1 protein-coding gene is annotated in these 7,760 nt (G+C 68.5%); it reads left to right on the forward strand.

The features are described from left to right. Positions 1-303: 303 nt before the first annotated feature. Positions 304-7,760 (forward strand): amino acid adenylation domain-containing protein (locus ACFVT5_RS41785; RefSeq protein ID WP_389899383.1); only part of this gene is annotated, 7,457 nt, incomplete at its 3' end.

Consider the following 7,760-nt stretch of genomic DNA (forward strand, 5'->3'; position numbering starts at 1 on the left):
GACACGCGGTACTTCCGCAGGCTGACTTCCGTCGGCCGCTGACGAGGTATTCGCCCGGTTCGATTCGGTCCGAACTGATCGACTAAGCCCATGTGCACGGCTCCGGAACGGTCGACGCCGACCGTCGCGGGACAAAGGGAATGCAACTCCCGTTCGGCGGGAGTTCGTTTTCCCTCGGTCAGGGCCGGAAGCGCACATCATTGTTCATGACTTCAGGGGATTGCGGCCTTGAGTATTTCTCGTGACTCAGCAGAAGACCTTCCTGCCTTCACGGAGGACGGGAGGGTCGAGGTTTCCTACCCGATGTCACCCGCGCAGCAGGGCATTCTGTTCCAGGCCCGGCACGGGGAAAGGGCCGGGCTCTACCACGCACAGGTGGTGCTGGAGGTCGCGCGGGAACTCGACGTCGACGCATTCCGCCGGAGTTGGGAGCAGGTCGCGCGCCGACACGCGGCGCTGCGGACGAGCTTTCCGGACCCCACGGCCGAGGAACCCCTCCAGACGGCCTGGGAAGGTGTGGACGTCCCCGTCGTGTACGAGGACTGGCGCACCCTGGACGAGGCCGAGCGCTCCGATCGGCACCAGGCGCTTCTGGAGCGGGACCGTGCGCGGGGTTTCTCGGTGGACGACGCGCCTTTGTGGCGGCTCCACATAGCCCGCGCGGGGGACGAGCGGTACCGGATTCTCTGGAGCCTCCACTACCTCCTCATGGACGGTCGCAGCCAGGCGACGGTACTGCGCGAAGTCGAGCGGATCTATTCGGGCCTGACCTCGGATCAGCCACTCGACCTGCCGGCGGTGACGCCTTTCCGCGCGTACATCGACTGGCTGGGACGCCAGGACGCCGGCCGGGCCGAGGCATTCTGGCGCGCGGAACTCGACGCGGTAGCACCCGACGCGCCCCTTCCCGTCGAATGCAAGCCCCCGACCGATGAAGAGGCGGACACGGGGACGCAGGGCGACGCGGACACCGCCACGGACACGAACACGCGCACCGCCACGGACACGGACGCCACGACCGTCGCGTACGAGCAGGTGTCCCTCGTCCTGGACGAGCAGGAGACCGCCGCGCTGCGGGCCACCGGCGTAGAGCACGACCTGACACTCACGACGCTCGTCCAGAGCGCCTGGGCCTTCCTCCTGAGCCGCTACAAGAACGCCGACGAGGTGGTCATGGGGGTCACCACCCCCGGCCGGTCCGCCGAACTGCCCGGTATCGAGGGCATGGTGGGCCTTCTCATCACCACCCTTCCGCTGCGCGTCCCCGTGCCCGCCGCGATGGGCCGGGCGGAATGGATGCGGGACCTGCAACAGCGGTACGCGAGGATCCGGGAGCACGAGTACAGCCCCCTGCTCCTGGTCCAGCGGTGGAGCGGGATCAGCTCCGGGGAATCCCTCTTCCAGAGCGTCGTGCTGGTCGAGGACGAGGACGGGAAAGACCGGGTCCAGGACGAGGCAGCGGAAACCCAGTCCGGCACCGACTCCCTCCGGATGGTCAGGACCTGGGAGGAGAGTCACGCCGCCTATCCGCTCAGCGTCGTCGTCACCCCCGGGGAACGCCTCACGCTCACCCTCCACTACGACACCCGGCGCTTCGAGGCGCACACGATCGAGCGCATGGCGGGACACCTCCGCCGGATCGTCACCGAACTGGCCCGCGAACCCCACGCCACGCTGGGGGAGTTGAGCCTGCTCGGGCCCGCGGAGTTCACGCGACTCGTCCATGAGTGGAACGACACGGACACGCCGTACTCGCGCGACCTCTGCATCCACCAGCTGTTCGAGCGGCGCGTGGCGGAAGCCCCCGACGCACTGGCCCTGCTCTTCAGGGACGAGCGCTGGACCTACCGGGAGGTCAACGAGCGCGCCAACCAGGTGGCCCACCGACTGACCACCCTCGGAATCGGCCGCGGCGACCAGATCGCGATCCTGATGGAGCGCTCGGCGGAGATGATCCCGGCGCTCCTGGGCATCCTGAAGGCCGGCGCCACCTACATCCCCCTGGACGTCAACGCCCCTGTGAAGCGCTGGCACTGGATCCTCGACTCGCTGAAGGTGACCTGCGTCCTCACCCAGCAGGCCCTTGTCCCCCGGGTCCGGTCCACCGACCCGCTGCCGCATCTCGCCCACATCGTGTGCCTGGACCCGGCGGACACCGCCACCGCCACGGACGCCCCCACCGCGACGGAGACCGCCGCCACCGACGTCCCGGCCGACGGCCCGTACACCGTCCACACACCGGCCGACCTCGCGACCATGCCCCGGGACAACCTCCCCCTCCGAGGCACCCCCGAAGACCCCGCCTACATCATCTTCACGTCCGGCTCCACCGGCACCCCCAAGGGCGTCGAGGTCGCGCACTTCCCCGCGGTGAACCTGATCGAGTGGGTGAACAACACCTTCTCGGTGGGCCCCGACGACCGTGTCCTCTTCGTCACCGCGCTCACCTTCGACCTGTCCGTGTACGACGTCTTCGGCATCCTCGCCGCCGGTGGCTCGATCCGCGTGGCCACGGGTGAGGACATCCAGGAACCCGCCAACCTGCTGCGTCACCTCGCGGACGAACCCATCACCTTCTGGGACTCGGCCCCTGCCGCCCTGATGCAGCTCGTGCCCTTCCTGCCCACGCACGGCGACGGCTCGTACGAGACCGTCTCCCGTGCGCTGCGCCTGATCTTCATGAGCGGGGACTGGATCCCGGTCCACTCGCCGGATGTGATGCGGGCGGCGTTTCCCGAGGTCGAGGTCGTCGGCCTGGGGGGCGCGACCGAGGCGACGGTCTGGTCGAACTTCTTCCGCGTGGACACGGTGGACCCCACCTGGACCAGCATCCCGTACGGCAAGCCCATCCAGAACGCCCGCTACTACGTCCTGGACGCGAGCCTGCACCCCTGCCCGCTCGACGTTCCCGGCGACCTCTACATCGGCGGGCTCTGCCTCAGCTCCGGCTACGCGAACGAACCCGAGCTGACGGCGGGCAAATACCTCCCGTCGCCCTTCGCCACCATGCCCGGTGAACGCGTCTACAAGACGGGCGACATGGCTCGGTGGCGGCCGGACGGGAACCTGGAGTTCCTGGGGCGCACCGACTCCCAGGTCAAGATCCGTGGCTACCGCATCGAACTCGGCGAGATCGACAGCATCCTGAACGAACACCACGCGGTCCAGGACGCGGCGACGATCGTCCGCGAGGACAGGACCGGCGACCGGTCCCTCGTATCGCATGTGGTGCTGCACCCGCAGCGCGCCCGGTCGGCGGTCCAGACCGATGGGGACTCCCTGGCGGGCAAGCGTGTCGAACGCTGGCGTGAGGTGTACGACGCGTTCGACCCGCAGGCCGCGCAGGACTCCGAGGACGGCAACGACTTCTCCGGCTGGAACAGCAGCTACACCGGCCTGCCCATCCCCCTGGAGGAGATGCGGGCCTGGCAGGAGGACACCGTACGGTTGATCCGCGGCTACGAACCGCGCGCGATCCTGGAGATCGGCTGCGGTACCGGTCTGCTGCTCTTCCCGCTCGCCGCCGAATGCCGCCGCTACTACGGAACGGACTTCTCCGCATCGGTACTTGAGTCGATCCGGGGCCGTCTCGACGCCCACGAGGGACTTCGCGACACGGTCGTCCTGCACCAGCGGGAAGCGGCCGACGCCTTCGACGGACTCGATCTGGAACCCGTCGACACGGTCGTCGTCAACTCGGTCGTCCAGTACTTCCCCGACATCAACTACCTGCTGCGCGTCCTCGAAGGCGCGGTGTGCCGGGTGGCCGACGGCGGCCGGATCATCGTCGGCGACGTACGGAGTTTCCCGCTGCTCGACGCCTTCCACGCCAGTGTCGAGGTGGACCGCGCTCCCGGGGCCATGACACGTCAGCAGCTCTGGCAGCGCGTCCAGCAGAGTGTGCGGCAGGAAGAGGAACTCACCCTCGACCCGGTGTTCTTCCGTGAGTGGGCCGCCCGTACCGGCCGTGTCTCCCGGGTCGAGATCCGGCCCAAGGGAGGCCGCCACCTCAACGAGATGTCGATGTTCCGCTACCAGGTGGTGCTCCACGTCGGACCCCCCGCCCCGGCGGCCGACCACCCGGCGCCGAACACACCGGAGCTGGACTGGACCGCCGAACGGCTCACCCCGGCGAAGCTCCGGGACCTGCTCACCGCGGAGGCACCCGACCGACTCCGGGTACGGGACATCCCCAACGCGCGCGTTGGGGAGGCCGTCCGCACCCTCCGCTGGCTCAAGGGCGGTTCCGGGGCCGAGACGGTCGAGGCATGGCGCGCCCAGGACCGGCCGGCGCGGGGCATCGACCCCGAAGACCTGCGGGACCTCGCCGAGCAGGCCGGCTACCGCGCCACCCTCGACTGGAGCCACGGCGCCGACGGCGGCCACAGCGTGCTGCTGACCCGCGCGGGAGCCGAACTCGGCCCCGATCCGGAGGAGTTCATCAGCCTGCCCCAGTCGGAGCAGGAGGCCCCCGGCTGGTCGGACTACGCCAACCAGCCGTTGAAGGCGGAGATCCAGCACCTCCTGATACCCCAGCTCCACGCCTACCTGACGGAGCGGCTGCCCGCCTACATGGTGCCGTCCGACCTGGTGGCGCTCGACGCCCTGCCCGTCACCTCCAGCGGCAAACTCGACCGCCGCGCGCTGCTTCCGCAGACCACCGAGGCCACGGCGTCGGGCCCCCGCGTACCCGCCCGCAACACCACCGAGGCGCTGCTCGTCCCGATGTGGGAACAGATCCTGTCCCGCGCCGCCATCGGCGTCTTCGACAACTTCTTCGAGCTGGGCGGCCACTCGCTCCTCGCCGTACAACTCGTCGCCAGGATCCGCCAGGTGTTCTCCCTTGAGGTCCCGGTCCGCCTCTTCTTCGACCTGCCGACGATCGCCGAGGTCGCGCGCGAGGTACAGCGGCGGCACGAAGAACTCCAGCCGCAGGCACGACCCCTCACGCCCGCTCCCCGTGGCGGCCCGCTGCCGGCCACCTTCGACCAGCAACGGCTCTGGTTCATCGACCGGTTGAGCCCCGGAAACACGTCCTACACCGTCAACTGGCTCATCCCCCTGCCGACATCCGTCGAGGCCACGGTCGTCCAGGACGCGCTCGGCGAGATGACGCGCCGCCACGAAACGCTGCGCACCACCTTCCGTGAGGAGGACGGCCAGGTCTTCCAGGTCATCGGCGACCCACGGCAGGTCGACGTGTCGACGGTCGATCTCGCCGGGCTCCCCGAGGCACAGAGCGAGCAGCAGGCGCAGGACGAGATCCGCCAGTGGTGGGACCAGCCCTTCGACCTCGTCGAAGGTCCCCTGCTGCGTGCCCGGCTCGTCAAATGGTCCCAGGCCGAGCAGGTCCTCGCGCTCAGCGCCCACCACCTGGTGTTCGACGGCTACTCGATCGGCCTCTTCGGCCAGGAGTACCTGGAGATCTGCCGGGCCCTGGCCGACGGCGGACGCTGCCCGCTGCCGGACCTGGAAGTGCAGTACGCCGACTACGCCGTATGGCAGCAGAGCTGGCTCGAAGAGGACAGGCTCCGCTACCAGTTGGACTACTGGAAGGAACGGCTCTCCGGAGCACCGGAACTCCTCACGCTGCCCACCGACTTCCCGCGGCCGGACGAGCAGAGCCTCAAGGGCGACTTCCTGCGACGGCGGCTGACACCCGAGGCGACCCGCCAGGTCGTACAGGTGAGCCGTGAGTACCAGGTGACCAACTACATCACCATGCTGAGCAGTTACGCCGTCTTCCTCTCGCGCTACAGCGGGCAGGACGTCGTGGTCATCGGTGTGCCGATCGCCAACCGCAACCGCGTCGAACTGGAATCCATGATCGGATTCCTGGTCAACACGGTCGCCGTCCAGGTGGATCTGCGCTCCAACCCCACCTTCGAGGATGTGCTGCTCCAGGTCCGCAAGCAGCTCTTCGACGCGCAGAGCCACCAGGAAGTCCCCTTCGAGCGGCTGGTCGACGCACTGCGGCCGACCCGCAGCCTGGGGCACAACCCCGTGTTCCAGGCGATGTTCGCCGACGAGAGCCTGCCACTCCTGGACCACGCGTCGGCGCTGGTCCAGGCACGGCCGTGGATGCACAGCCTGATCGCCGAGGGCATGAGCGTCGGCGTCTCCCGCTTCGACCTCACCCTCATGATCCAGGCCGCCCCGGAGGGCCTGCACTACGGATTTGAGTACAGCACGGACCTGTTCAGGGCGCAGACCGTCGAGCGCATGGCCGACCACTTCGAGATGCTGGTCCACTCCGCTCTCGCGGCCCCCGGGCAGCGCGTCCAGGACCTGCCGATGGTCGACGAGGCCGAGCGCGCACGACTCGTCGGAACGGGGATCGGAACCCGCGACGAGGCAACGCTCGAACCCCCGCTACCGGTCGAGCTGTTCCAGCAGCAGGTCCGCCGGAACCCCGACCACGTGGCCGTCACCTTCGGTGACACGCAGCTGAGTTACGCGGGTCTGGACCAACTGTCGAACCGGCTGGCTCATCTGCTGCGGGACCGTGGTGTGGGACGGGAGTGTCCGGTCGGCCTGTCCGTGCCGCGTTCGCTGGAGATGGTCGTCGGTGTGCTGGCGATCCTGAAGGCCGGTGGCGCGTATGTGCCGTTGGACCCGGAGTATCCGGCCGAGCGGTTGGCGTACATGGCGTCGGACGCCGGGTTGCGGGTCGTGCTGGGAGAACGGTCGGCCATCGAGGCGCTACCGGCGACGGGCGCCGCGATGTTGGCCGTGGAGGACATCTGGGCCGAGCTGGACCGGTGGCCCGACACGGCTCCGGAGTCGGACGGGACCCGCGACGACCTCGCGTATGTGATGTACACCTCCGGATCCACGGGCCGGCCCAAGGGCGTGGCCGTGACGCAGGCCGATGTCGCGGCGCTGGCACTGGACAGCCGGTTCGCCCACGGCCACGAGTGCGTGCTGCTGCACTCCCCGCAGGCGTTCGACGCGTCGACCTACGAACTCTGGGCACCGCTCCTCTCCGGTGGCCACGCGGTGATCGCCCCGCCGGGCGCGGTGACACCCGGGCTGATACGGGAATCCGTGGCGGCACACGGCATCTCGGCGGTGTGGCTGACGGCGGCACTGTTCCATCTCTTCGCCCAGGAGGACCCGGAGTGTTTCGCCGGTCTGGGCGAGGTGTGGACCGGCGGAGACGCGGTGAGCGCGGAGGCGGTCCGGCGGGTGCGCGCGGTCTGCCCGGAACTGGTGGTCGTGGACGGCTACGGGCCGACCGAGACAACGACCTTCGCCACCAGCTACCGCATCGAACCCGAAGCCGACTTGTCGGCCGTGATACCGATCGGCCGGCCCCTGGACAACATGCAGATATTTGTCCTGGACGGACATCTGCAACCGGTCCCGGTGGGTGTGGCTGGTGAGTTGTTCATTGGTGGGGTGGGTTTGGCGCGGGGTTATGTGGGGCGTTCGGATTTGACGGCTGAGGTGTTTGTGGCGAATCCGTTTGGTGGTGTGGGGAGTCGTTTGTATCGGTCGGGGGATTTGGCGCGGTTTTTGCCTGATGGGAATGTGGAGGTGTTGGGGCGGGTCGATGATCAGGTGAAGATTCGTGGTTTCCGGGTGGAGTTGGGTGAGGTTGAGGCGGTGTTGTTGTCGCATCCGTTGGTGCGGGGTGCGGCGGTTTTGGTGCATGGGGAGGGTGGGCGGAAGCGGTTGGTGGCGTATGTGGTGTGTCGTGAGGTGGTGGCGGGGGAGGTGTTGCAGGCGTTTGTGGGGGAGCGATTGCCGGTGTATAT

Origin of the sequence: Streptomyces sp. NPDC058001, assembly GCF_042886315.1 — a bacterium.
In the GTDB taxonomy this organism is placed as follows: domain Bacteria; phylum Actinomycetota; class Actinomycetes; order Streptomycetales; family Streptomycetaceae; genus Streptomyces.